Origin of the sequence: Microvirga pakistanensis (assembly GCF_004458765.1) — a bacterium.
Classification (GTDB): Bacteria; Pseudomonadota; Alphaproteobacteria; order Rhizobiales; family Beijerinckiaceae; genus Microvirga; species Microvirga pakistanensis.
In genome coordinates this window covers 1-223 of sequence record NZ_SPJX01000449.1, presented here as the reverse complement: position 1 = coordinate 223, position 223 = coordinate 1, and the positions used below count along the sequence as shown (strand labels likewise).

The window sequence follows — 223 nt, the reverse complement described above, 5'->3', positions numbered from 1 at the left end:
GCAGCCCCCTCACCCGATCCGGTGCAGGGCGCTGCCGTAGTCCTTGAGCCAGGCTTCCGCCTCGTCGGTGCGCGGGCAGAGCTGGTAGGTGATCTTCCAGAACCGCGAGGACTGGTTGAGCTCGCGCAGATGCGCCACCTCGTGCGCCGCGAGATAGTCGAGCACGAAGGGCGGAGCCATGATGAGGCGCCAGGAGAAGTTGAGAGCGCCGTTGGCCGAGCAG

At 67.3% G+C, this 223-nt stretch carries 1 protein-coding gene; it reads right to left on the bottom strand.

All coding sequences use genetic code 11. The features are described from left to right. Positions 1-9: 9 nt before the first annotated feature. On the bottom strand, positions 10-223 hold a 214-nt coding region (locus E4K09_RS19915), incomplete at its 5' end, for a M48 family metallopeptidase (protein ID WP_134499470.1).